Origin of the sequence: Streptomyces sp. CB01201 (assembly GCF_002803085.1) — a bacterium.
Taxonomy (GTDB): domain Bacteria; phylum Actinomycetota; class Actinomycetes; order Streptomycetales; family Streptomycetaceae; genus Streptomyces; species Streptomyces hundungensis.
The window spans coordinates 80,073-101,332 of record NZ_NNBJ01000017.1; the positions used below are offsets into that span (position 1 = coordinate 80,073).

A 21,260-nucleotide genomic window follows, 5' to 3' on the forward strand; every position below is an offset into this window, starting at 1 on the left:
AGGTCCGGCCCCTGGGGCTCCGCCCCAGACCCCGTTCGCGCAGCTGAGGATGCCCATGCCACCGGCGCCGCCAGGGGCGCGGGGAACTGCGCGAGCAACCACGCACGGTGCGAGGCCGATGGAGGGTTGAGGGGCGCGGGGAACTGCGCGAGAAGCGGGCGCGGTCCGCGGACGAGAACGGGGTTGGGGGCGCGGGGAACTGCGCGAACAATGCCGGGCGCGGACAGCCGGGTGGGCCGCCACCCCCCCACCCTGAGAACCGTCGGACGACTTACCGCGTCCCTCCCCTCGTACGCGCACGTGACGGAAGGGTGCAAGCGTGTTCGATGGGGTGAGATTGAGCGGCTCAGCGCGCCCAGGGCGCATAGGGCCCGTGCTGGCCGTGCTCGCGGCGGGTGGCCTGGTCGTGTTCGGGCCGGCCGGCGGCAGCGCGGACGCGGCGGCGGCCTGCGCGGGGCGGCCGGTGAAGACGGTGGGGTTCGGCGCGGGCGAGCTGCGCCTCTACAAGGGCAACGGGTACGCGTGCGCGGTGACCGCCGCGAAGAACCCCGGGGCGCGGCGCCGGATGTCGGTGACGATCCAGGCCCGGGGCAGCGCCCCGGCCGGCGACTCCGGCGCCTATACGCGCCTCGCGGGCCCCGTCACCGTGCACGCCGGCAGCCGCTGCGTCCGGGCCACCGGCGCGATATCGGGCGGCGGCTCGGCCCAGACGGGCTGGGTCTGCTGACCGGCCGCTGAAAGGCCACCCGTGGGGAACAACCGGGTCTGGCGGGGCCGGTGTTGACACCGCTAGGTTCGCGAGGCCACGTTCCGAGCCCACAGGGGCCCCACAGGGGAGTGTGAATGCGCAAGGCGTTCAGATGGCTGCTGTCGCTGGCCGTGCTGATAGGCACGCTGACCGCGACGGGAGCCACGGCAGGGGCGGCCACCGCCGCCGAGCCGGACATCAAGGACCGCATCCTGGCGATACCCGGGATACGTCTCATAGAAGAGAAGCCCTACACCGGCTACCGCTACTTCGTCCTCTCCATCACGCAGCCGGTCGACCACCACAATCCGTACAGCCGGGCCACCTTCCAGCAGCGCTTCACCCTGCTGCACAAGGACACCGACCGCCCGACGGTGATGTACACCAGCGGTTACGACGTCTCGACGACCCCCAGCCGCAGCGAGCCGACGCAGATCGTCGACGGCAACCAGGTCTCCGTCGAGTACCGCTACTTCCCGCAGTCCCGGCCGCAGCCCACCGACTGGTCCAAGGACGACATCTGGCAGGCGGCGAGCGACCAGCACGCCATCTTCCGGGCCCTGAAGCCGATCTACACGAAGAACTGGCTGACCACGGGCGGCTCCAAGGGCGGCATGACGGCCACGTACTACAAGCGCTTCTACCCGCGTGACATGGACGGCGTCGTCGCGTACGTGGCCCCCAACGACGTGGTGAACAACGAGGATTCGGCCTACGACCGGTTCTTCACGTCGGTCGGCACCAAGGAGTGCCGCGACAAGCTGGAGGGCGTGCAGCGCGAGGCGCTCGTGCGGCGGACGTCCCTGGAGAAGAAGTACCGGGACTACGCGACCGCGAACGGCTACACCTTCACGACGGTCGGCTCCCTCGACAAGGCCTACGAGGCGGTCGTGCTCGACTACGTCTGGGGCTTCTGGCAGTACCACCTGCTGGCCGAGTGCTCCACGATCCCGGCGGACGCGGCGCACGCCACCGACCAGGCGATCTGGGACTCGATCGACACGATCTCGGGCTACTCCTTCTACACCGACCAGGGCCTCGCCCCCTACACGGCGTACTACTACCAGGCCGGTACGCAGCTGGGCTCGCCCACCATCAAGCAGCCCTGGCTCGGCAAGCTGAGCCGCTACGGCTACCAGCCGCCGCGCAACTTCGTACCCCGGGACATCCCGATGCGGTTCCAGCCGTGGGCGATGGCGGACGTCGACGGGTGGGTCAAGCACCACGCGGACCACATGCTGTACGTCTACGGCCAGAACGACCCGTGGGGCGCCGAGCGGTTCTCGCTCGGTGCGGGGGCGCGTGACTCCTACGTCTACACGGTCCCGGGCGGCAACCACGGCTCCAAGGTGGGCGCGCTGCCGGCCACGCAGAAGGCCGCGGCGACGGCCGCGATCCTCCGCTGGGCGGGGCTGCCCTCGGCCCCCGCGAAGCCGCGGGCGTCCTTCGACGCGACCCTGGACGCAACGCCGCCGAACCGGGCGGGGGCCCTGCGCCCCTAACCCCCTGGGGCTCCGCCCCAAACCCCGGGAGTTCGCCCCGCCCCGCCCTTTCCCTAAACCCTCCGGGGGTTGAAGGACACTGGGGGCTCCGCCCCCAGACCCCCGTTCGCGCAGGCTGGGTACGCCTGTGCGGGCCCGCACCAAGGTCTTTAGGGGCGCGGGGAACTGCGCGACCAGCCACGCACGGTCCGCAGCCGAACCAGGGGGCCCGCGGGCGCAGCCCCCGGAAGCCCACCCACCCCCACTTCTACCCCCCGGAGGGTTTAGGGAAGGGGCGGGGCGGGGCCAAAACCCGGCGGGCTAGGCGCGCCGGGCGCAGCCCACCGGGGGCTGGGGGCCGGCCAGGGCGACGTACAGCGTGGTGGACGGCGGGCACAGCGCCCGGCGGGCCACCGCCGACGCCACCCGGTGCTGGGGCGCCCGCGCCCCCGACCCGTCGCACGGAGTCTCCCGCACCTGGTCCGACCCTGTCGCGTACACACAGTCCCCCACCACCGTGAAGGGCCCGCCCCCCGCCCCGGGGTCCCCGGGATGCGGGGGCTCCAGGTTCCGCATACAGGCGTAACCCCGGGCAGCAGGCGTCCCCTCGGACACGTACAGCACGAAGTCCGTGGCGAGCGGGCAGTCGACGGCCGCCCCCGCCGCAACCGCCCCCGCCCGGCGGACCAGCACCCTCGCCGCCGCCCGCTCGCTCGTGCAGGACACCTCCAAGAAGGCCGGCGAACTCGCCACCCCCTCGCGGGCGGCGCACCCACCGGTGTCGAGGAACGTCGGCGCGGGGCTCGGCGCCGACGTCGGCGAGGGCGTGCTGTCGGCCACCGGCCCGGCACCCCGGCACCCGACCACCACGAGCACCAACAGGCACACCAACCCTGCCCAACGGAACGTACGCATACTTCCCCCCGGATACGGCTCAAGCCTGTCCCGCCGGAGCGGGCGCACGCCAGGCGTTCGGGGGGCTTTGGGTCACTTGGGGTAGTGCGCCGGGTCTGCGTCGTACGCCTAGTACGTCAGGCCGTGACCGATCGGGTAGAGGTCGCGCGCAGGGTCGTCGGCCCGGGGCACGGCGACCGGAAGGCGGCCGCGCGGACGGGCTCGCCCCGCCAACACCCGTGCCGCGGACCGGAGTTCGACATCGGTCCAGCAGTACGTGGCGAGCGAGGCCGCGTACCCGCTCAGGTACGCGATGTCGTAGGGATTGCGGAGCGCGAGGTGGACCACCGGCACCCCGCTCGCACCGAGCGCGGCCACCAGCTTGCTCTGCGCGCCGCCCGGCCCCGTGTTGTACGTGCCCACGAGCACCGCGTCCTGGCCGTCGGAAGCCGCCCGCACGGCCGCGTCGATCCGGGCCTGGGACGGCAGCGTGCCCGTACTCAACACCGTTGTGCGGAAGCCGAGTTCGGTGAGCGCGCGGGCCAGCACCTGGGTGGGCGGTCCGGTCGTGCCGGAGGGGGAGTCGGGGTCGGCGCCCACGATCAGGAGCCGGCGGTGGCTGTGCCGGGAGAGGGGGAGCAGCCCGCGCGGGTTGGCGAGCAGGGTCGTGGTGCGCTCGGCCATCTCGTCGGCGGCGGCCAGATGGGCCCGGGTGCCGACCGTACGGTCCACGCCCCGCGCGGTGACGTACGGCCGGGCGAACAGCCCTCGCCGCTCCTTGAGTCGCAGGATGCGAAGGAGCGACTCGTCCAGGCGGCTCTCGCTCAACTCGCCGCTCGCCACCGCCGCCCGTACCCCGTTGAAGGCCACGTCCAGCTTGGGCGGATCGAGGAGTTGGTCGACGCCCGCCTTCAGGGCGAGCACGGGCACCCGGTCGTCGCCGTACTTGTCGCGGACGCCCTTCATGCCGAGGGAGTCCGTGATGACGACCCCGTCGAAGCCGAGCTGCTCGCGCAGGATGCCGGTCAGGATGGGACGGGAGAGGGTCGCGGGGTCGTTGCTCGGGTCGAGCGCCGGGAACTGGATGTGTGCCGTCATGATCGCGTCGATCCCGGCGGCGATCGCGGCCCGGAACGGCGGCGCGTCGAGCCGGTCCCACTGCTCGCGGGTGTGGGTGATCACCGGGATGCCGGTGTGGCTGTCGACGCTGGTGTCGCCGTGCCCGGGGAAGTGCTTGGCGGTGGCCGCGACCGAGGAGTCCTGGTAGCCGCGCACCTCGGCGGCGACCATACGGGCCACGGCGGCGGGATCCGCGCCGAAGGACCGTACGCCGATGACCGGGTTGGCCGGGTTGATGTTCACGTCCGCGTCGGGGGAGTAGTCCTGCCGGATGCCGATCGCCGCGAGTTCGGCGCCCGAGATGCGGCCGAGCGTGCGGGCGTCCTCCGTCGAGCCGCCCGCCCCCATCGCCATCGCGCCCGGGAAGAGCGTGGCCGGCGCGCCGACCCGGCACACCGCCCCGTGCTCCTGGTCGGTGGCGATGAGCAGCGGCACCGGTACGCGCTGGGCGAGCCCGGCGGCCTGGATGCCGTTGGACAGCCCCGCGATCTGGTGCGGATCGCGGGTGTTGTGCGCCCAGCTGAAGTAGATGATGCCGCCGACGTGGTACTTCGCGATCAGCTCGGCGGCATCGCGCACGCCGAGCTCGCGGAGGTTGGCGTCGATGTCCGCCTGGTCGGGGGCGGTCGCGGAGTGCCCGTAGACCCGAGTGACGAAGAGCTGCCCGATCTTCTCCTCGACCGACATGCGGCCGATGAGCGCGCGCAGGCGGCGATCGGTGCCGATGGCGTCCGACGCGTCCGACGCCCGGGCGGGGAGCCCGGGGCCGAGGGCGGTCATGGCGGCCGCGGCGGCGGCGGTGGTCAGGAGGCTGCGTCTTGAGGTGCGGTGCTGCTGGTGCACGTGCGTCGCTCCTTCCGGCGGTGGTACCCGGCGAACCAGGAAAATGGAAGAAACTTCCAAACTGAACCGATATCCGGAAAGTTATTGTCAGTCAAGGCTATGCGCACGGGCGCCGTCCGGCGTGGCTGGTGGCGGCAAGTGGGAGGGGGCTCCGCGGCCGACCCCGTGGCACGCGTCGCCTCTCCCCATTGCCGCCCCGGAGGCCGGGCCCGGTCTACCAGGCCGCGCCCGCGACCTGCCGGGTCGTGGCGTTGAGCCGGTTGAAGAGATTGGTCACGCCGATCATGAGGACCAGCGAGGCCAGCCCCTTCTCGTCGTAGTGCCGGGCGGCCTCGTCCCAGACCTCGTCGGACACCGCGTCCGGCCGGTCGGCGAGCCGGGTGGCCGCCTCGGTCAGCGCGAGGGCCGCGCGCTCGGCGTCCGAGAAGTACGGCGCCTCGCGCCAGGCGACGACGGTGGCCAGCTTGTCCTCGCCGACCCCGCCCTTGCGGGCCTGCTTGACCCCCTGGTCGATGCACGGGGCGCACCCGTTGATCTGGCTGGCCCGCAGATGCACCAGCTCCAGCGTGGACTCGTCCACCCCGCCCTCCTTCGCGGCCTTGAGCACGCCGAGGACGGCGGGCAGCGCGCTGGGGATGACCTGGACGGGGTTCGTCATACGTGCCTGCATGGCGGTGGCTCCTGTGTGTAGTGGGTGGCGTGGGAGGTGTCTCCGTTCGCCTTCACTGCACTGACCGAGCGGAGCCGCGAAATGTGACAGCCTCGCCGAAATTCTTTCCGCGAGTGCCGGACGGGGCATGACGTACGGCTCCCACGTGCGCCCCCCGTCCCGCGAAATCCGCAAACGCGAGCGGCGGCCCCGCTACCAGCGCCCCCCATGCCGGACGGCCTTCTCCCTCAGCCATGCGCGTACCTCTCCCTCCTCCTGGGCGGAGGCGGTGCGCAGATCACGCGCGGCGATCGTCGCGACGAAGTACACGAACCGGACGCGCCGCCAGTCACCGTCCGTGCCGATCACCTTGCCGGGCCCGTACACGTCCGTCCCGGTGTGGGCGACGTATGCCCCCACGTCGTGGGCTCCCATCGCACCGCCTCTCACCTTGTTCTTTATGGTCTGAGTCGGTTTCGTTCGGTGATGCTCTCGGGCCGTTTCACGGTCTTGCCCACGTCGTAGTGGATGGCGGGTCGCCGGTTCTTCGACCCAAGTGGCCGTCCAGGGCCGGGTGTTGATGGTTTCGGTGCTCGGGCCGGACAGGTGAGATGTGGGCGGAGGTTTCTGAACCCCCGGCGGACTCTGGCCGGGGTGAGCCGGCCGTGCTCGGCGGGCTTCTCCCACGGCCGCCGCAGGTCGGCGGCGGCCTCGCGTAAAAGGCGGATCTGGGTGTGGGCGGCGATGATCAGCCAGGTCCAGCGCTCACCGGCCTCGGGAGTCCGCAGCTTCGGCCGGGTCCACCCGAGGGTCTGCTTCATCAGCCTGAAATGGTGCTCGATGTCGAACCTTCGCAGGAACGCCTGCCAGCGCACGTCGACGTCCTCGCTGTTCAGGCCGGTGGCGGACGACCAGAGCCAGAGCGGGAGCGGGTCGCCTCCGCCGGGCAGGCGGTCGACCTGTAGACGGATCAGCGTGCCTTCGATGATGGGGAGTTCACCGGCGTGGTCGATCCATGCGGAGCGGGTGGTCAGGCGGGGGTGGAGGCGGTCCCATGCCATCGCGCGGGCGGTGCCGTACCGGTCGGTGACCTGCGTTGTGGCCGCGTCTGGCTCGCCCCAGGTGTCCGGATTGGCGAAGCGGAACTCCTTGCCGTGCTTCGGCGGTCGCCCGCCCTGGGGATAGGCCAGGGCGTACTCCTTGAGCGTGGGCGTCCGCCGTCGCATGACGCGGTCGGAGCGCATCCGTCCCAGTACCTCGACCGGGAGGCCGGTAAGGAGGTGAGCCATGCGCGGAGCGTCGTAGCCGGCGTCGAAGACGACGAGGATGTCGCGGTCGCCGAAGTGCCAGCGGCCCATCTCGATCAGGTCCGTGACCACACGGCGGAGCTGGGCGGCGGTGACCTCGGCGACATCGTCCTCGGGGCCGAGACGGACGGCGTCCAGGAGCTGGCACCAGGACGTCCGGCCCGATTCGAGGGCGGCGACGAACGAGTACGGCCAGCCGGGGATGAACTGGTCCGAGGACCGTCCGCTGCGGCCGTAGACGTGGCAGAACAGACGCTCCGCGCTGGTCGGCGCGTCAGGGCGGAGCCAGTTGCTGACGTCGACCGCCAGGACCAGACGCCCGTCGGCGGCCCGCGGCATCGGCAGCCCTGCCAGCACCTGCCGCAGCCGGGGCACGTCCACGTTCCCGTGGTTCAGCGCCTCGTACATCGCTCCGTGCCCGCGCCGGTGCTCGGCCACCAGCGTCAGGTCCACGGGCGAGGTCACCGGACCGTCCGCGCACAGCAACGCGTCCACGAGCTCGAACAGTTCGTCCCCGCGCGCGGTCCGACAGTCGAATAAGTCCTCCCGGAAGCGTGATGCTTGCGCGAACGCCTCCGCCGGAACAACATCAGGCAGCAGACTCACCTTCACGGCCTTCGTACTGGTCAAGTGCCTCTTTGGTCGGAGCACATGATCGTGCGGAGGCCGCCCGCACGTCCGCCGAACAGCGGAAGCAGAGATCAAGTTCGAGTGGCGTTCGGACGCCGGTAAGCAGGTCAGGCGGCAACCAGTGAGGCGTGGATCCGGCTGACGGCACGCAGGACCTCGTCTCGGTTCTTTGCCCTCTTGATCCATACCGGAAGACGGGCCACCAAGGTCATCTTCTGTCCGGTGTCGTACCAGGGCGCTCGTTCCCGCAGCGACGCCTGGACGAAACGACGGATCAAGTCGAGGTGTTCGAGGTTGTACGCCCACAACCACCCGTGCCGGGTCTCGACCTGGAGCCACAGCGGCATACCGAAGTACGGATCCGTCGCTGGTTGAGCTGTGCCGGCAGAGAGCGTGACAAGGCGGCCACTCCACACCCGCGACAGTCCGCAGCCATGACAGACCAGGCGCCGCGGCGTGAACAGAATCCGCCCCCCAGGACTGGCGTCTTCGGGCGCCGGAACGACGCGGGCGGCCTTCTCACAACCGGGACACCGCACCATGATCAAGGTGATGAAGTCGTACTCGGTGCTGCGCGGGTCTCGGAACCGAGCAGAGAACGTGGCCATGCGGTGAGTATGCAACTGCCGTACAGAACAGCGCATCCCGATTCGACCGCTGATGCTCAGGCCCGCCAGCCACCATGCCAGGGCCAGACGGAGGTTAAAGAACAAGCTCACTGTGTGTGCCGAATTGCTCACAGCTTGGGGTCGCCCTGGATAGGCTCACCAGGGGGTATTCGGTGTCAATGCGGATGACACATAAGGGAGTTAGGTGTGTGGCGATCGAGGACAACCCCGAATCCCGTACCAGTTACGGGGACGAGTTGCGCCGTCGGCGAGAGGAAGCGGGGCTCACGCAGGAGGAGTTGAGTGTGCGGGCGATTCTGTCGCGCTCCTACATTGCGCACATCGAGGCGGGCCGGAGAAGGCCGTCGGGGGATGATGCGCGCCGCCTCGACCAGGTGCGGGGTGCGAACGGGTTCTTCGAGCGGTTCCTGCCGACCCTCGACGGGCGCAAGGTCGCCGAACATTTCGAAGCGGCCAAGGAGTTCGAGCAGCAGGCGACGGTGATCCGGGAGTACGCACCAGAGCTGGTGCCCGGCATTCTGCAGACCGAGGCCTATGCGCGTGCGGTGTTCCAGACTCGTTTTCCGCCCATGACGGATGAAGAATGTGACAAGGCCCTTGTAACGCGCCTGGGGCGCTCCCGCATCCTGGACCACGCCAAGACCCCCGCCATGTGGGTGATGCTGAACGAAGCCGTGCTTCGTCGGCGAGTGGGCGGACCAGCGGTAATGGCAGCCCAGTTGAGACACCTCGTGGATCTGGGCGAACGCCGCCGCATTCGGCTCCAAGTACTCCCCTTTGGGGCAGGGGCACACTCGTTGATGGAGGGGATGGTCTCGTTGATGTGGTTCGCCGACCTCCCTCCGGTTGTATACGTGGAGGGTTGGCGAACGGGGAAGCTCTGGGAACTCCCGTCGGTGGTGCAGCAGTGCCTCTCGGCCTACGATCTTGCTCTGGGCGACGCGCTGTCACATCAGCAGTCGCTGGCCCTGGTCCGGTCTGCCGCAGAGGATTACGAGCATGAAGCGCACTGAGCACATCATCCCGGACGCCTCGGCCCTCCCGGGGTGGCGCAAGTCCAGCTACAGCGGGGCGAACGAAGGTAGCTGCCTCGAAGTCAGCGATGCCTGGCGGAAGTCCACGTACAGCGGCGGCACCAGCGGCGAGTGCCTGGAGTTCAGCGACGCCTGCTCCGCGTGCGTCCCCGTACGGGACAGCAAGAACCCGACCGGGCCGGCCGTCGTGTTCGGGCCGACGGCCTGGACGGAGTTCGTCGGCGCGGTCAAGGGCGGGGGCTTCAGTCGCTGAGGGCGGCCCAGGCGTCGTGGAGGGCGTGGATCGTGGTCTGGATCGCGGGGCGGCGGGCCGCGCCTGTGCGCCACAGGGCGTAGAGGCGGCGGGTCGGGATCGGGTCGAGGGGTAGGGCCACTACGCCCTCGGGGAGGGGGCCACGGCCGAGGCGTGGGACCAGGGCTATGCCCAAACCGGCTGACACCAGGGCGAGTTGGGTGTGGTACTCGCCGGCCTGGTGGCGCAGATACGGTTCGTGGCCGTCGGCGCGCAGGGTGCGGACGAGCCAGTCGTGGCAGACCGAGCCGGGCGGCTGGCAGATCCACGGTTCGCGGGCGAGGTCGGAGCGGTGGAGCACGGCGCGGGACGCGAGCGGATGGTCCGCCGGGACCAGTACGTCGCAGTGGTCGTCGCCGATGGCCGCGTACTCCACGCCCTCGGGGGCGGGCAGCGGGGCGATGTCCCAGTCGTGGGCGACGGCCAGGTCGATGATGCCCTTGGCCACGAGGTCGACCGAGACGTGCGGATCGACTTCGGACAACCGGGTTTCCAGGCTGGGGTGTTCACGGGCCAGGACGGCGAGGGCCTGTGGGAGCAGTCCGCGCGCGGCCGTGGCGAAGGCGCCGACCGTGAGGACGCCGGTGGGCAGACCGCGCCGCTCTTCGAGCGCGGTCTCCGTACGTTCGACGATGTCCATCAACTCCCGTGCGGCGGAGGCCAGATGGAGGGCCGCGTCGGTGAGGGCGATGCCCCGGCCGCGGCGTTCGAGGAGCGTCGTACGGGTCTCGCGCTCCAGCTTGGTGATCTGCTGGGAGATCGCGGACGGGGTGTACCCGAGCGCGGCGGCAGCGGCGGCGACCGAGCCGTGCACATGGACGGCGTGCAGTGCGCGCAGCCGGGCCAGGTCGAGCACGGGTCCTCCCAGGTGTCGTGGTGGTGACGATTAAGCGGTGCTACCGGCCATCATCAATGAATCCGCGCTGGTGCTGAATGGTCGAGGACCGTGATCCTCGACGCATGCGTCCCGTACACATCGCCCTCGCCGTGCTCGTCGCCGCCGTCTGGGGGGTCAACTTCGTCGTCATCGACGTGGGCCTCGGTCACTTCCCGCCGCTGCTGTTCTCCGCGCTGCGCTTCCTGGTCGCGGCGCTGCCCGCCGTGTTCTTCGTGGGCCGGCCCAAGGTCGCCTGGAAGTGGATCGTGGCGGTGGGGCTGGTGCTCGGGGGCGCCAAGTTCGGGCTGCTGTTCATCGGGATGAGCCAGGGGATGCCGGCCGGCCTTTCGTCCCTCGTCCTTCAGGTGCAGGCGGTCTTCACGGCGGTCGTGGCGATGGCGGTGCTGGGTGAACGGCTGCGCGGGCTGAGGCTGTTGGGGATGGGGATCGCCCTCGCGGGGATCGCGGTGGCAGGGGTGGACGAGGGCTCGGGCGGCCCGCTGCTCGGCTTCGTGCTGACGGTGGGGGCGGCGGCATGCTGGGGTGTGTCGAACGTCCTGACCCGCCGGGCCGCCCCGCCCGACGCGCTGAACTTCATGGTGTGGGTGTCCGTCGTTCCGGTACTCCCGCTGCTCGCCCTCTCCCTCCTCTTCGAGGGACCGGCCCGGGACGCCGAGGCGCTGGCCGGGTTCGACTGGAGCGGCGCGGGGGCGCTGGTGTACGTGGCGTGGATCAGTACGGTGTTCGGGTTCGGGGCGTGGGGGATGCTGCTGCGCCGCTACCCGGCGTCGTCGGTGGCCCCGTTCAGCCTCCTTGTCCCGGTGTTCGGGATGTCCTCGGCGGCGGTGCTCCTTGGGGAGTCCGTGACGCCGCTGCGGTGGGGTGCGGCGGCGCTGCTCGTGGGCGGGGTGGCGCTCACGTCGCTGGTCCGGCCGGGTGGGCCGGCGGGTGCCGCGGGCCTGCCGCGATCAGTTATGGGAGGGCGCGGCGCGGTCCGCTCGTCCGGTCCGGGCTCGGCCGGCCATGGCTCGTCCGGCGGATCACGGGCCGGGGTGGCGCCGGGCCGGGGCGAGAACTGGTCAGTGCCCTAATCGTGTTGACCGCCCCCGGCAGGCGGTGCTGGAGTCGGCACGTGGACAGCATCCCCGCCAACCGGCGGCTCTGGAACCAGATCAGCAGCGCCTACCAGCACGAGCACGACCCGCAAATCGGCGCCGCACCCCGACTGTGGGGCATGTACTCCATTCCCGACGCGCACCTGCACGCCCTCGGCGACGTCTCCGGCCGGCGCGTCCTCGAACTCGGCTGCGGCGCCGGCCAGTGGTCCAGAGTGCTCGCCGACGAGGGCGCCACCGTGGTCGGGGTGGACCTGTCCGAAGCCCAACTCACCGCAGCGGCGGCGGCGATGGGACCCACTCGGTACTCGCTCGTGCAGGGCGCCGCCGAGCAGCTCCCCTTCGCCGCCGACAGCTTCGACCTGGTGTTCTGCGACTTCGGTGGGCTCAGTTGGGCGCCCCCGCACCTGGCCGTCCCGCAGGCCGCACGCGTCCTGCGCCGGGGCGGCCGTCTGGTGTTCAACGTCGCCAGCCCATGGTTCGAGGCCTGCTACGACGAATCCGCCAGGCGCGTCACCACGACGCTTCAGCGGGACTACTTCGGGCTCAACACCATCGCCGAAGGCGACGGCGCTACCAGCTATCAGCTCACCTACGGCGACTGGGTCAAGGTCCTGCGCGGCGCGGGGCTCGCCATCGACGACCTCATCGAGCCGCGGCCCGAACCCGGAACACCCAACGGCTACAACGAGACCGACCCACCCGACTGGGCACACCGCTGGCCGGCGGAACTGCTCTGGGTGACTCACAAACCGTAAGGTCGGTTCTGCTGTCTTGTCTTGTCCTGTGCCGCGCCGCGCCGCGCCGCGCCGCGCCGCGCCGCGCCGCGCCGCGCTGCTCAGATTTCGCTCAGCGCCGTGAGGTACGCCCGGCCCGCCGCGAGCAGCCCCGGCAGGGGGGCGGCGTCCGGGTACCAGCGTTTCTCGTACTCCCAGCACAGCCAGGCGTCCGGCGGGAGTTGGGCGAGGCAGTCGCCGAGGGGGAGCGCGCCGGTGCCGAGGGGGAGGGGAGTGGTGTCCTCGGCGGACGCGATGTCCTTCACCTGGGTGTAGCCGAGGTGGGGGGCCAGGTGGGCGTAGGACTCGGCGGGGGTCTCGCCGCCGAGCCAGGTGTGCATGACGTCCCAGAGTGCGCCGATGCCCTTTCTGTCCACACGGTCGAGGAGGGTGGCTGCGGCGGCGCCGGTGCGGTGGGAGTCGTGGGTTTCCAGGAGGATGCGTACGTTGCTGTCCTCGGCCAACTGGGCTGCCCGGGTGAGCTGTTGTACGGCACGGGCGTCGGCTTCGGGGGTGCCGTCGCCGCCCGGGAACACGCGGACGTAGCTCGCGCCCAGGTCGTGGGCGAGCGCTACGAGCTCGGGCAGCTCCTGGGGGGTCAGGGGGGTGGTGACCTTCGCGTAGCCGGCGACGGTCAGGATCTCGATGCCGAGGGCCTCGAACTCCGCTCTGGCGGCGGCTCGCTCGGGCTTGCCGATGCCGGGGTGTACGGGTTCCTCGGGGTGGGCCCGTAGCTCCACGCCCTGGTATCCGGCGGCGCTGGCGAGGCGGGCCACGTCCGGCATGGGCATGCCGGGGAGGCCGAGGGTGGAGAGGGCGAGCCTGTGTGTCATGGTGCGGGTCCTTTCGACTGCGGTTCCTTTCCCCACCCCGCCCCTTCCCGCAACCCTCCGGGGGGTGTGAGGGGGCCGAGCTTTCCTAGTGCGGCGGGGCTGCGCCTCGGGCCCTGGGGCCCCCAGACCCCCTTGAGGGGCTGCGCCCCTCGGACCCCCGCAGGGGGCTCCGCCCCCTGCACCCCCGTCGCGCCTTAAGGGCGCTCGTCCTCAATCGCCGGACGGGCTGAGGATGCTCATGCCGGCCCGCATCGAGCAGCCGGACGGGCTGAAGTGCCCGGTGCGGGCCAGGAGCGAGGCATTCAGGGGCGCGGGGAACTGCGCGAGAGGCGAGCACGGTCCGCGGACGGAAACGAGTTTGGGGGCGCGGGGAACTGCGCGAGAAGCGAGCACGGTCCGCAGGCAAGGGCGGGGTTGAGGGGTGCGGGGCTGCGGCCTTTGCGTGGCTCGGCCGTGGTGGGCGCGACCGGGGGACTCCGGGTCGCCTCCAGGGGTGCGGGGCTGTGACCCTTGCGTGGCTCGGCCGTGGTGGGCGCGACCGGGGGACTCCGGGTCGCCTCCAGGGGTGCGGGGCTGTGACCCTTGCGCGGCTCGGCCGTGGTGGGCGCGATCGGGGCAGCCGGGTCGCCTCCAGGGGTGCGGGGCTGTGACCTTTGCGTGGCTCGGCCGTGGTGGGCGCGATCGGGGCAGCCGGGTCGCCTCCAGGGGTGCGGGGCTGCGGCCTTTGCGTGGCTCGGCCGTGGTGGGCGCGATCGGGGCAGCCGGGTCGCCTCCAGGGGTGCGGGGCTGCGGCCTTTGCGCGGCTCGGCCGTGGTGGGCGCGACCGGGGGACTCCGGGTCGCCTCCAGGGGCGCGGGGAACTGCGCGACCGGCCACGCACGGTCCGCGGCAAACGAAAACCGGAGCTTTCATCGCCGGAGCCACGCGGTGGCGTCGCAGGGTGGTTCAGCCGGGGAAGGGGCGGGGCGAGGCGAAGCCCGGGGGTCTGGGGCGGAGCCCCGGGAGCCGGGCCCATCCCATCCGGGGTAACGGGCGGGAGGGTGGGACAACCCCCGGGCCGGGGCGGAGCCCCAATGCACCAGGGCGGAGCCCAGCGCACCCCGGGCCGAGCCCAGCGCACCCCGGGCGGAGCCCAGCGCACCCCGGGCCGAGCCCAGCGCACCCCGGGCCGAGCCCAGCGCACCCCGGGCGGAGCCCAGCGCACCCCCGGCCGAGCCCAGCGCACCCCGGGCCGGGGCGGAGCCCAGCGGATCTCCGGCCTAGCCCAGCAGCTCCGCGAAGCGGGTCGCCGTGTCGGACAGCAGCGCGACCCCGTCCCCGGCCCACAACCCGTCGTTGAACAGCTCCACCTCGACCGGCCCCGCATACCCCGCCATGTCGACGAGCGAGGCCCACCACGCCAGGTCGATGGACCCCGTCCCCAACTGGCCCCGCCCGTTCAGCACGCCGGCGGGCAACGGCGTGACCCAGTCCGCCAGTTGGAAGGAGTGGATGCGTCCGGCCGCCCCGGCCCGTACCACCGCGCCCGGCGCCCCGTCGTCCCACCACACGTGGTACGTGTCGACCACCACCCCCACCTGTGAGGGAGGGAAGGCCGACGCCAGGTCGAGCGCCTGGTTCAGCGTGGACACCACGCAGCGGTCCGAGGCGAACATGGGATGCAGCGGCTCGATCGCGAGCCGCACACCCCGCGCGGCGGCGTACGGCCCGAGCGAGGCCAGTGCCTCGGCCACCCGTTCCCGGGCGCCCGCGAGGTCCTTGGAACCGGCCGGGAGCCCGCCCGAGACCAGGACCAGGGTGTCCGTGCCGAGGGTGGCCGCCTCGTCGATCGCGGCACGGTTGTCGGCGAGGGCGGCGGCACGGGCGGCCGGTTCGATCGCGGTGAGGAAGCCGCCGCGGCACAGCGTGGTGACATCGAGGCCCGCGTCCCGTACCAGCTTCGCCGACGCTTCGAGCCCGTACTCCGCCACCGGCTCGCGCCACAGGCCCACCCCGTGCACCCCGAGCCGTACGCACGCGTCCACCAGTTCCGGCAGGCTGAGCTGCTTCACCGTCATCTGGTTGATGCTGAAGCGGGGTGGCAGAGCGGGGATCGTCATTGGGGAACTCCGGAGACGTTCAGGAGGGACTTCATGCGGGCGGCGGCGAGCGCGGGATCGGGGAACAGGCCCAGCCCGTCGGCCAGTTCGTACGCGCGCGCGAGATGCGGAAGGGACCGCGCCGACTGGAGGCCGCCGACCATCGTGAAGTGCGACTGGTGGCCGGCCAGCCAGGCCAGGAACACAACACCCGTCTTGTAGAAGCGGGTTGGGGTCTGGAACAAGTGGCGGGACAGTTCGACCGTCGGGTCGAGGAGGGTGCGGAAGGCGGCCGTGTCGCCCTTGTCGAGCAGGCGTACCGCTTCCGCCGCCAGCGGGCCCAGCGGATCGAAGATGCCCAACAGGGCGTGGCTGAAGCCCTGTTCGTCGCCCTCGATCAGTTCGGGATAGTTGAAGTCGTCGCCCGTGTAGCACCGTACGCCGTCCGGGAGGCGACGCCTCAGTTCCACCTCGCGGCGGGCGTCGAGGAGGGAGACCTTGATGCCGTCGACCTTGTCGGGGTGCGCGGCGATGACCTCAAGGAAGGTCTCCGTCGCGGCGTCCAGGTCGGACGAGCCCCAGTAGCCGTCGAGCGCCGGGTCGAACATCGGGCCCAGCCAGTGCAGGATCACGGGCTCCGCGACCTGGCGGAGGAGGTCGGTGTAGACCGTCAGATAGTCCTCGGGCGAGCGGGCCGCCGCGGCGAGGGCGCGCGAGGCCATCAGGATCGGCTGGGCCCCGGCGCCCTCGACCACGGCCAGCTGTTCCTCGTACGCGGACCACACCTGCGGCAGGGTGGCGGACGGACCGAGCTGGTCCGTGCCGACGCCGCACGCGATGGTGCCCCCAACCGCCCTGGCCTCGGCGGTACTTCGGCGGATCAGCTCGGCCGCGGTCGGCCAGTCGAGGCCCATGCCGCGCTGTGCGGTGTCCATCGCCTCGGCGACGCCGAGTCCGTGCGCCCACAGGTGGCGGCGGAAGGCGAGCGTCGCCTCCCAGTCGACGGCCGCGAGGGAGCCGGGGGAGTCGGGGGAGACGTCCGCGTAGGGGTCCGCCACCACGTGTGCCGCCGAGAAGACCGTACGGGAGACGGGACTTGGGCCGGGGGAGAGGGTGAGCGGCGTCGCGCGCGGCTCGTACGGCCTCGTCGTGCCGTCCGGGGACGGGAGTCGCAGCGTCACAGGGCGATCTCCGGTACGTCGAGGCGGCGGCCCTCCGCGCTGGAGCGCAGGCCGAGCTCGGCGAGCTGGACACCGCGCGCCCCGGCGAGCAGGTCCCAGTGGTACGGCTCGTCGAGCACGACATGCCGCAGGAACAGCTCCCACTGTGCCTTGAACCCGTTGTCGAACGTGGCGTTGTCCGGGACTTCCTGCCACTGCTCACGGAACGGCTCGGTGGCCGGGAGATCCGGGTTCCACACCGGCTTCGGAGTCGAACTGCGGTGCTGGACGCGGCAGTTGCGCAGTCCGGCCACCGCCGAGCCGTCCGTTCCGTCCACCTGGAACTCGACGAGTTCGTCGCGGTTGACGCGTACCGCCCAGGAGGAGTTGATCTGCGCGACCGCGCCGCCCTCCAACTGGAAGATGCCGTAAGCCGCGTCGTCGGCGGTGGCCGCGTACGGCTCGCCCCGCTCGTCCCAGCGCCGCGGGATGTGGGTGGCGGTGTGCGCGGTCACCGAGGTGACCCGGCCGAACAGCTCATGCAGGACGTACTCCCAGTGCGGGAACATGTCCACGACGATGCCGCCGCCGTCCTCGTGGCGGTAGTTCCACGACGGGCGCTGCGCGGACTGCCAGTCGCCCTCGAAGACCCAGTAGCCGAACTCGCCCCGCACGGACAGGACGTGGCCGAAGAAGCCGCCGTCGATCAGGCGCTTCAGCTTCAGCAGTCCCGGCAGGAAGAGCTTGTCCTGCACGACGCCGTGCTTGACGCCCGCGTCTCGGGCGAGGCGTGCCAGGTCCAGCGCGCCGGACAGGCCGGTGGCGGTGGGCTTCTCGGTGTAGAGGTGCTTGCCCGCCGCTATGGCCTTGGCGAGCGCCTCCTCGCGGGCGGACGTCACCTGGGCGTCGAAGTAGATGTCCACGGTCGGGTCGGCGAGAACCGCGTCCAGGTCGGTCGACCACTCGGTCAGGCCGTGCTGGTCGGCCATCGCCTTCAGCGCGTGCTCGCGCCGGCCGACCAGGACCGGCTCGGGCCACAGGGTGGTGCCGTCGCCGAGGTCGAGTCCGCCCTGCTCGCGGATGGCGAGGAGGGAACGAACGAGGTGCTGGCGGTAACCCATGCGTCCGGTGACGCCGTTCATGGCGATCCGCACGGTTCTGCGTTCCGTCATGTGATCCCTCCGGGGGTGAGCTTGAGCTGGTACGGGGGCCGTGGCCGGTGGTGCCCACTGCCGCCCGAGGGGGCGCGGGCGGGCGGGCACGGCTGTGCGGAAGGCGCCCGGAACCTGGGAGAATGCTGATAGCAAGCGCTTTCTACTGGGCAGGACGCTAGCCTGCGCACAGCGCCTCGGACAAGAGGCCGAAAGCTTGAACGGCGCGCGATGCTCGAACGGCACGATCGCGCCCGACCGGTGCGGAGGCAGAGATGACAGCGACCCTGGCGGATGTGGCGGCCCGGGCCCAGGTGTCCCCGGCCACCGTCTCCCGCGTGCTCAACGGCAACTACCCGGTGGCGGCGGCCACTCGGGAACGGGTGCTGCGCGCGGTGGACGAGCTGGACTACGTCCTGAACGGGCCCGCGAGCTCGCTCGCGGCGGCCACCTCCGACCTGATCGGCATTCTCGTCAACGACATCGCCGACCCCTTCTTCGGCATCATGGCCGGGGCGGCCCAGGCGGCGATCGGCGAGGGCCGGGGGGCGCGCGAGAAGCTCTCCGTCATCTGCAACACCGGGGGCTCGCCGGAGCGCGAACTCACCTATCTGACGCTGCTCCAGCGGCAGCGCGCGGCCGCCGTCATCGTGACCGGCGGGGCGCTTGAGGACCCCGCGCACCAGGCGGCCGTCGGGGCGAAGCTCGCGCGGCTCGCGGGCGCGGGCACCCGCATCGTGCTGTGCGGGCGGCCGCCGCTGCCCGGCGACAGCGTCACCGCGACGCTCGCGTTCGACAACCGGGGCGGCGGCAGGCGCCTGACCGAGCACCTCATCGGCCTCGGCCACCGCAGGATCGGTTACGTCGCCGGGCCCACGGAACGCACCACGACCCGGCACCGCCTGGAGGGCCACCGGGCCGCCCTGGCTGCGGCGGGCCTCGCGAACGCGCTCGACGCGCGGGTGGTGCACGGGTCCTACGACCGCCGTTCCGGTTACGACGCGGTCCTCGAACTCCTGCGGCGGGAGCCGGAGTTGACGGCTGTGGTGGCCGCCAACGACACGGTGGCGCTGGGGGCGTGTGCGGCGCTGCGGGACCGGGGGCTCTCCGTCCCCGGGGACGTCTCGGTGGCGGGTTTCGTGGACCTGCCGTTCAGCGCGGACGCGGTGCCGGCGCTGACGACGGTGCGGTTGCCGCTGTACGAGGCCGGGGCTCGGGCGGGCCGGCTCGCCCTCGGCGCCGAGCCGGCTCCGCCCGGGGGGATTGCCACGGTGCACGGGGAGTTGATGGTGCGGGCGTCCACGGCGGGGCCGCGCACCGCCTGAGACCTGGGCCCCGCCCCGGGCCCCACTCTCGTTCGGGTGCGGACGGTGCCCGCTTTTTGCGCCGTTCCCCGCGCCCCTGGGTCCGCTTTGGGCTGCGGGCCGTGCGTGGCTGGTCGCGCAGTTCCCCGCGCCCCTGAACCCGCTTCGGTCTGCGGATCGTGGTCGCTTCTCGCGCAGTTCCCCGCGCCCCTGACCCCGTTTCCGTGTGCGGGCCGTGCGTGGCTGGTCGCGCAGTTCCCCGCGCCCCTGAACCCCTTTCCGTGTGCGGATCGTGGTCGCTTCTCGCGCCGTTCCCCGTGCCCCTGTAGGTGACCCTGAATGGCTCGGTGCTGGCCGGCATTGGGTATTTCAGCCCGTCCGGCGTTTGAGGACGAGCGCCGTTCAGGCGCGAACGGGGTCTGGGGCGGAGCCCCAGGGGGGCCCGGGGCCAACCAACCCCGGGTCACGGGCGGGTGGGTGGGCAAACCCCCAGGGGGAACGGGTCAGGGCTTCGGGCCGGGGGCCAGCGCCGCGCACGGCCGCAGGGAGGCCAGCCGGTCCGTGACGGACTTGGCCGCCGCCCCGGACTGGGGCATGGGGACACCCCGGTTGTCCACCACCGCAGGGGTGAAGCCCTGCTTCACAACCCTCCCGTGGGCGATCGTCAGCGTCGCGATCCCGCTGTCGTCGGAGCGAGGGTACGGCGACCTCCCGTACCAAAGCAGGTTCCCCAGGCCGTAGTTGACGTACGACGGACCGAGCATCCCCGACCCCAGCATCACGTGCGCATGCGTACCGACCACCACCGTCGCCCCCGCCGCCGACAACTTCGCGGCGATCGACTTCTGCTCGGGGCCGGGGCAGGACTGCCCCTCGGTGCCCCAGTGCAGATAGACCACGACGACGTCCGCCTCCGCCTTCGCCCGCTTCACCGCCGCGAGCAGCTTCGTCCGGTCGAGCGCGGACGCTATGCCCGGTTTCTTCGGCCCCGCGCGGAACCTGTCGTTCGTCAGGTCCACCACCTGGCTCGCCGCGACGACGGCCAGCCGCACCCCGCGGATGCTCTTGACGTACGGCCGGTACGCCTCGGCCTCGTTCGCGCCGATGCCGAGCACCGGAATGGGGGCGTGGTGCACCGCGTCGAGGGTGTCGGCCAGGCCCGCGGGTCCGTAGTCGACGGCGTGGTTGTTGGCCATCGACACCGCGTCCACGCCCGACTGCTGAAGGGCCGTCAACGCGCTGGGCGGAGTGCGGAAGTGGTAGAGCTTCGGCTCCGCCGCGCCGCGCGTCGTGATGGCGGTCTCCAGGTTGACCATCGCGAAGTCGGCGGCCGCGACCGTCTTGGACATCGGCCCGAGGGCCGGGTCCGCCGGGGTCGCGTTCAGGCGGGACGCGGTCCGCCCGGTGAAGTGGACGTCCCCGCCGAACGCGAGGGTGATCGTGCCCGGCGGAAGGTCCGGCGTGGGCTGGGCCGTCACGGCGACCGCCGCCTCGGGGCTCGCCGGGGCGGACCGTACGGCTGCGGGGGCGGCGGACGGCGACCCGGAGCACGCCGTGGACGCCAGCAGGACGCCGACGGCCAGCACGGATGCCGTCGCGGCGGTGGTGTGGCGCGAGTGAGCCCTGAGGCGGGCGGGGGCGGGCATGCGCGTCAGGGTATTCGCGCGGGTGTGCGAGACGGGGTGCGGGGTGCCCGTTCCCGGTGCGGGCCCGATCGGGCGTACGCAGGAGCATGTGCGACCGGGATGGGGGAAGTGATGCCACGACGGGGCACGATCACGAACGGAGGCGGTCATGGCAGGTTTTCTCGACCGGGCCAAGGAGCAGGCGCAGAGCGCACTCAACCAGGGCAAGCAGAAGGTCGACGAGGTTCAGCAGCAGCGGGCCGGCAACGACCTGCTGAAGCGGCTCGGCGCGGCGTACTACGCCGAGCGGCACAGCGGCGGCACACCGGCCGACACGCAGTTGGCCCTGGCCGCGGTGGAGGCGCACATCACCGCGCACGGCGACGCGTTCCTGCGCGGAGCGAGCGGAGCGGCCGGAACCGGCGGAGCAGGCGGGACCGGCGGAACGAACTGAGGGGCCGTATCGGTCCGCCCGCGGTCCGGGCCCGCCGCGTCACTCCGGCTGCGGCGGCCCGGTCCTGACCCGCGGCCGGTGAAAGTTTCCCGGCCCGGGCGACCCGCCACCGGCCGTCCCGGGCGACCCGCCACCGGCCGTCCCGGGCGTCGCACCGCCGGCCGTCCCGGGCGTCGCACCGCCGGCCGTCCCGGGCGTGCCGGCCCGGGCGGGTCCGGCCCGCTCCGGCGAGGGGTTCCCCGCCATCGGGAGCGGGGACGC

Annotated in this window: 20 protein-coding genes; 8 read left to right on the top strand and 12 right to left on the bottom strand. The window is 72.0% G+C overall.

What is annotated here, in order from left to right; all coding sequences use genetic code 11:
- Nucleotides 1–373 precede the first annotated feature (373 nt).
- Together CG740_RS30105 and CG740_RS30110 are read left to right on the top strand one after the other, a co-directional pair.
- A complete protein-coding gene (locus CG740_RS30105) occupies nt 374–727 on the top strand; it encodes a hypothetical protein (protein ID WP_234376555.1) in 354 nt (117 codons plus the stop codon).
- 116 nt (nt 728–843) lie between these two features.
- The gene (locus CG740_RS30110) at nt 844–2,250 is read left to right on the top strand and encodes a S28 family serine protease (RefSeq protein WP_100578438.1); all 1,407 of its coding nucleotides are present in this window, start codon (nt 844–846) and stop codon (nt 2,248–2,250) included.
- 300 nt (nt 2,251–2,550) lie between these two features.
- Here CG740_RS30110 and CG740_RS30115 read toward each other — a convergent pair whose 3' ends face one another.
- The 6 genes from CG740_RS30115 to CG740_RS30140 all read right to left on the bottom strand — a co-directional run bounded on the left by CG740_RS30115 (nt 2,551) and on the right by CG740_RS30140 (nt 8,279).
- A complete protein-coding gene (locus CG740_RS30115) occupies nt 2,551–3,069 on the bottom strand; it encodes a hypothetical protein (protein ID WP_234376556.1) in 519 nt (172 codons plus the stop codon).
- 183 nt (nt 3,070–3,252) lie between these two features.
- Nucleotides 3,253–5,022 (bottom strand): glycoside hydrolase family 3 protein, encoded by a 1,770-nt coding sequence (locus tag CG740_RS30120; RefSeq protein ID WP_100578523.1) that lies wholly within the window; start codon nt 5,020–5,022, stop codon nt 3,253–3,255.
- Nucleotides 5,023–5,299: 277 nt separating this feature from the next.
- A complete protein-coding gene (locus CG740_RS30125) occupies nt 5,300–5,755 on the bottom strand; it encodes a carboxymuconolactone decarboxylase family protein (RefSeq protein WP_100578440.1) in 456 nt (151 codons plus the stop codon).
- 192 nt (nt 5,756–5,947) lie between these two features.
- Nucleotides 5,948–6,169 carry a hypothetical protein gene (locus tag CG740_RS30130; RefSeq protein ID WP_100578441.1) on the bottom strand — a complete coding sequence of 74 codons (222 nt, stop codon included), beginning with the start codon at nt 6,167–6,169 and terminating at the stop codon, nt 5,948–5,950.
- Nucleotides 6,170–6,192: 23 nt separating this feature from the next.
- Nucleotides 6,193–7,647: an NF041680 family putative transposase gene (locus CG740_RS30135; protein WP_100578524.1), complete on the bottom strand. Its 1,455-nt coding sequence runs from the start codon at nt 7,645–7,647 to the stop codon at nt 6,193–6,195.
- A gap of 131 nt (nt 7,648–7,778) precedes the next feature.
- The gene (locus CG740_RS30140) at nt 7,779–8,279 is read right to left on the bottom strand and encodes a hypothetical protein (protein WP_100578525.1); all 501 of its coding nucleotides are present in this window, start codon (nt 8,277–8,279) and stop codon (nt 7,779–7,781) included.
- A gap of 209 nt (nt 8,280–8,488) precedes the next feature.
- Between CG740_RS30140 and CG740_RS30145 the strand changes: the two genes are divergently transcribed.
- Both CG740_RS30145 and CG740_RS30150 read left to right on the top strand, forming a co-directional pair.
- Entirely contained in the window at nt 8,489–9,313 is an 825-nt protein-coding gene (locus CG740_RS30145; protein WP_100578442.1) for a helix-turn-helix domain-containing protein, read from the top strand.
- A complete protein-coding gene (locus tag CG740_RS30150; RefSeq protein ID WP_100578443.1) occupies nt 9,300–9,587 on the top strand; it encodes a DUF397 domain-containing protein in 288 nt (95 codons plus the stop codon). Before CG740_RS30145 ends, CG740_RS30150 begins: the two co-directional genes overlap by 14 nt.
- Here CG740_RS30150 and CG740_RS30155 read toward each other — a convergent pair.
- Entirely contained in the window at nt 9,577–10,482 is a 906-nt protein-coding gene (locus CG740_RS30155) for a LysR family transcriptional regulator (protein ID WP_100578444.1), read from the bottom strand. The two genes, CG740_RS30150 and CG740_RS30155, sit on opposite strands and share 11 nt — an antisense overlap.
- A gap of 104 nt (nt 10,483–10,586) precedes the next feature.
- Here CG740_RS30155 and CG740_RS30160 point away from each other — a divergent pair, with 104 nt between their 5' ends.
- Nucleotides 10,587–11,594 carry an EamA family transporter gene (locus CG740_RS30160; protein ID WP_100578445.1) on the top strand — a complete coding sequence of 336 codons (1,008 nt, stop codon included), beginning with the start codon at nt 10,587–10,589 and terminating at the stop codon, nt 11,592–11,594.
- A gap of 41 nt (nt 11,595–11,635) precedes the next feature.
- Nucleotides 11,636–12,376, top strand: a complete 741-nt coding sequence (locus tag CG740_RS30165; protein ID WP_100578446.1) for a class I SAM-dependent methyltransferase — start codon at nt 11,636–11,638, stop codon at nt 12,374–12,376.
- 80 nt (nt 12,377–12,456) lie between these two features.
- Here the strand turns inward: CG740_RS30165 and CG740_RS30170 are convergent, their stop codons facing one another.
- The 4 genes from CG740_RS30170 to CG740_RS30185 form a co-directional block, all read right to left on the bottom strand.
- Nucleotides 12,457–13,227 carry a sugar phosphate isomerase/epimerase family protein gene (locus CG740_RS30170; protein ID WP_100578447.1) on the bottom strand — a complete coding sequence of 257 codons (771 nt, stop codon included), beginning with the start codon at nt 13,225–13,227 and terminating at the stop codon, nt 12,457–12,459.
- Between the two features lie 1,259 nt (nt 13,228–14,486).
- Entirely contained in the window at nt 14,487–15,326 is an 840-nt protein-coding gene (locus tag CG740_RS30175) for a sugar phosphate isomerase/epimerase family protein (protein WP_100578448.1), read from the bottom strand.
- The gene (locus CG740_RS30180) at nt 15,323–16,486 is read right to left on the bottom strand and encodes a dihydrodipicolinate synthase family protein (RefSeq protein WP_100578449.1); all 1,164 of its coding nucleotides are present in this window, start codon (nt 16,484–16,486) and stop codon (nt 15,323–15,325) included. The genes CG740_RS30175 and CG740_RS30180 overlap by 4 nt, the downstream gene beginning before the upstream one ends.
- On the bottom strand, nt 16,483–17,637 hold the full coding sequence (locus CG740_RS30185; protein ID WP_100578450.1) for a Gfo/Idh/MocA family protein: 1,155 nt from the start codon (nt 17,635–17,637) through the stop codon (nt 16,483–16,485). The genes CG740_RS30180 and CG740_RS30185 overlap by 4 nt, the downstream gene beginning before the upstream one ends.
- A 254-nt stretch (nt 17,638–17,891) precedes the next feature.
- On the opposite strand from CG740_RS30185, the gene CG740_RS30190 reads away from it, so the two are divergent.
- Entirely contained in the window at nt 17,892–18,941 is a 1,050-nt protein-coding gene (locus CG740_RS30190) for a LacI family DNA-binding transcriptional regulator (RefSeq protein WP_100578451.1), read from the top strand.
- Between the two features lie 482 nt (nt 18,942–19,423).
- Here the strand turns inward: CG740_RS30190 and CG740_RS30195 are convergent, their stop codons facing one another.
- The gene (locus tag CG740_RS30195; protein ID WP_100578452.1) at nt 19,424–20,566 is read right to left on the bottom strand and encodes a CapA family protein; all 1,143 of its coding nucleotides are present in this window, start codon (nt 20,564–20,566) and stop codon (nt 19,424–19,426) included.
- A 148-nt stretch (nt 20,567–20,714) separates the two neighbouring features.
- On the opposite strand from CG740_RS30195, the gene CG740_RS30200 reads away from it, so the two are divergent.
- Entirely contained in the window at nt 20,715–20,999 is a 285-nt protein-coding gene (locus CG740_RS30200) for a hypothetical protein (protein WP_100578453.1), read from the top strand.
- Nucleotides 21,000–21,260 lie beyond the last annotated feature (261 nt).

Coding starts and splice junctions, on each gene's coding strand:
- CG740_RS30110 (WP_100578438.1), top strand. CDS start 844: ATGCGCAAGGCGTTCAGATGGCTGCTGTCGCTGGCCGTGCTGATAGGC.
- CG740_RS30120 (WP_100578523.1), bottom strand. CDS start 5,022: ATGACCGCCCTCGGCCCCGGGCTCCCCGCCCGGGCGTCGGACGCGTCG.
- CG740_RS30125 (WP_100578440.1), bottom strand. CDS start 5,755: ATGCAGGCACGTATGACGAACCCCGTCCAGGTCATCCCCAGCGCGCTG.
- CG740_RS30130 (WP_100578441.1), bottom strand. CDS start 6,169: ATGGGAGCCCACGACGTGGGGGCATACGTCGCCCACACCGGGACGGAC.
- CG740_RS30140 (WP_100578525.1), bottom strand. CDS start 8,279: ATGGCCACGTTCTCTGCTCGGTTCCGAGACCCGCGCAGCACCGAGTAC.
- CG740_RS30150 (WP_100578443.1), top strand. CDS start 9,300: ATGAAGCGCACTGAGCACATCATCCCGGACGCCTCGGCCCTCCCGGGG.
- CG740_RS30160 (WP_100578445.1), top strand. CDS start 10,587: ATGCGTCCCGTACACATCGCCCTCGCCGTGCTCGTCGCCGCCGTCTGG.
- CG740_RS30170 (WP_100578447.1), bottom strand. CDS start 13,227: ATGACACACAGGCTCGCCCTCTCCACCCTCGGCCTCCCCGGCATGCCC.
- CG740_RS30175 (WP_100578448.1), bottom strand. CDS start 15,326: ATGACGATCCCCGCTCTGCCACCCCGCTTCAGCATCAACCAGATGACG.
- CG740_RS30185 (WP_100578450.1), bottom strand. CDS start 17,637: ATGACGGAACGCAGAACCGTGCGGATCGCCATGAACGGCGTCACCGGA.
- CG740_RS30190 (WP_100578451.1), top strand. CDS start 17,892: ATGACAGCGACCCTGGCGGATGTGGCGGCCCGGGCCCAGGTGTCCCCG.
- CG740_RS30195 (WP_100578452.1), bottom strand. CDS start 20,566: ATGCCCGCCCCCGCCCGCCTCAGGGCTCACTCGCGCCACACCACCGCC.
- CG740_RS30200 (WP_100578453.1), top strand. CDS start 20,715: ATGGCAGGTTTTCTCGACCGGGCCAAGGAGCAGGCGCAGAGCGCACTC.